Raw genomic sequence first — 2,678 nt, 5'->3', positions numbered from 1 at the left:
GCCCGCGCCCTCGCGCGGGATATCCCGCCGTCCCCGGGCGGCCCCCGTGCTAGCGTCCCGAGGCGGGGTCGGGGAGTGTTCGGCAACTGTTCGGCGGGGCGACGGCGTCCCTCCACGTGCCGGACCGCAAGGGGAGACGTGGAGTGCCGCAGTGACCACCGCTGAGCCGCCTTCGGCGGCGCTGCCGCCGTCTGCCTCGACGGACGCCGGGACGAAGTCCGGAGCCAGGGGCAGGGCGAAGGACCGCACGCGGGGGCCGCACCCCGCCGGGAGACCGGCCCCGGGCCCCGGCGCCGGACTCCGGGCGTCCGCCCTGCGCCACCCCGTCCTGCTGACGGGCGTCGTCGCGCTGCTGGCGCACCTCGTCTGGTTCTTCTTCCTCGCGAACAGCGGCGGCGACATCGCCGCGCAGGACGCCTGGGCCGAGTTCGTCGGGCAGCACCCCGACTCCGCGTACAACCTCGCCTGGTACGGCGGCATGCACCCGGTCTCGTACAGCGTCGTCTCGCCGTATCTGATGTCGGTGCTCGGCGTGCGGTCGACGATGATCGTGGCCGGTACGGTGTCGGCCGCGCTGACCGCGCTGGTCCTGGTCCGCGTCAAGGCGGTGCGCAACCCGATCGCGTGCTCCATGGCCGGCGTGTTCGCGTTCTTCTGCAACGCGATGTCGGGGCGCGTGACGTTCGGGCTCGGTGTGATGTTCGCGCTGGGCGCCGTGGGCGCGGTGTTCTGCTGGCCCCGCAGATGGGTCGCGAACCGGTGGTGGAAGGCGGCGGTCGCGGCGCCGCTCGCGGGCCTCGCGACGGCCGCGAGCCCGGTCGCGGGACTGTTCCTCGGAATCGTGGCCGTCGCCCTGTTCGTCGGGAAGCGGCGCCCCGGCGCGTACACGCTGGGGCTGCCGCCGATCCTCGTGGAGGCGCTCTCGATCTGGCTGTTCCCGTTCTCGGGTACGCAGCCGATGTCGATCGGCACGGCGGCCCTGCCGTTCCTGTTCGCGGTCGCCGTCATCGTCCTCGTCCCGAAGAGCTGGAAGACGGTCCGCGTCGCCGCCGCCCTGTACGGGCTCGGCACGGTCGCCACCTGGGCCGTGAACTCGCAGATCGGCTCGAACGTCTCGCGGCTCGCGATGGTCGTCGGCGCGGTGCTGCTGCTCGCGGCGGTCCCGTACGCGAAGCGCGGCTCGCTGCGCTGGTGGGCCCTGCTGCTTGCGTTCGTGGGGGTGAACGTCTGGACGGGCTTCAAGGGCGTCGACGACATGGTGATCACCGCGCCCACCGCGTCCTGGACGCGTGAGCTGGCGCCGCTGGTGCACCAGTTGCAGAAGGCCGACGCCGACAAGGGCCGCGTGGAGGTCGTCCCGGCGCGCAGCCACCGTGAGGCGTCCGCGCTCTCGCCGTACGTGAACCTCGCGCGGGGCTGGAACCGGCAGGCGGACATCGCGCGGAACCCGCTGTTCTACGACGACACGCTGACGGCCGACAACTACCGGGGCTGGCTTGACCGGTGGGCCGTGCACTTCGTCGTCCTGCCGAAGGGCAGGCCGGACGAGGGGGCGGCGAGGGAAGCGGCGCTCGTCCGGCACGGCGAGCCGTACCTGCACAAGCTGTGGGGCGACGCCAACTGGCAGCTGTACGCGGTCAAGGACCCGATGCCGATGGCGGACCCGCCGGCCACGGTGGACCGCGCGGGCGCGGGCGAGCTGACGATCCATGTGAAGCAACCGGGCCGCGTGCTCATCAGGATTCCGTACTCGCCGTGGCTCGGGCTGGTCGACGCGGAGGGCAAGAGCGTGCCGCCGCCGGAGGAGACGGCCGCGTCGAAGGCGCGCGAGGCGCGGGGCGACAGGGACGCCGACCGGTTGAAGCAGTACACGAACCCGGCGGGCTGCCTGACGAAGGCGAACAAGGACGACGACGGCGACGAGTGGACGATCCTGCTCGCGCCGAAGGCCGGGGTGTACCGGCTGGCGGCGCCGTACCAGCTGCCGAGGGGCACGGGCTGCCCGAAGGAACTGCGCTGACGCCGAGAAGACCGGGACCGGGTCGGGGCCTGGGTCTGCCGGCCCGAAGGGGCGGAGGGGTCTCGCGGGCCTCAGGGGTCTCAGGGAGCCGAGGGGCCTTGCGGGGTTGAAGGGTCTCAGGAGGCTGGAGAACCTCAGGAGTTTCACGGCGCTGGAGGGCCTCGCGGGGCTGGAGGGGTCTCAGGGCGCTGGAGGGCCTCGCGGGGCTGAAAGGCGGGCGGCGAGCGTCACGGGCCTCGGCCGCGAGGCGTTATTCACGGATGGCGGGCCCCTCGTGCTCATGCGGCGGGCCGCGTTCTTCGTCACGCCCCGTAAGCCTTGGGAAGAGAGATTAGGTATGCCTAACCTGATGCCGCGCCGGCGCCGGCGGTCTCCTTCCTCGTTCGTCGTTCGTCCTTCCCTGTTCCCCCTCCGCTCTCGTCCCCCGGAACGGATGCCTCCCGTGATCACACCGGCCTCAAGCACCGGCAGCAGCAACCCCAAGAGCACCCTCAGCACTACCAGCCCCACCACCGCCACCTCGTCGTCCGCGTCGTCGGCCGCCGCCCCGGCGGCCCCCCCCCCCCCCCCCCCCCGGGGGGGGCCCCGCGGGGCCGGCGGCGGGGGCGGGGGGGGGCGCCGGGGGGGGCCCCCCGCCCCCCGGCACTGGCGGGCCGGG

The 2,678-nt window shown here is 73.6% G+C and carries 1 protein-coding gene; it reads left to right on the top strand.

Features of this window, described 5'->3' with window-relative positions:
• The first annotated feature begins 151 nt into the window (after nt 1-151).
• Nucleotides 152-2,020, top strand: a complete 1,869-nt coding sequence (locus LCE31_RS09230) for an MFS transporter (RefSeq protein WP_374118444.1) — start codon at nt 152-154, stop codon at nt 2,018-2,020.
• Nucleotides 2,021-2,678 lie beyond the last annotated feature (658 nt).

The sequence above is a fragment of the Streptomyces sp. 8L genome (assembly GCF_020176795.1).
In the GTDB taxonomy this organism is placed as follows: Bacteria; Actinomycetota; Actinomycetes; order Streptomycetales; family Streptomycetaceae; genus Streptomyces.
This window is presented reverse-complemented; position numbering and strand designations above follow the sequence as displayed.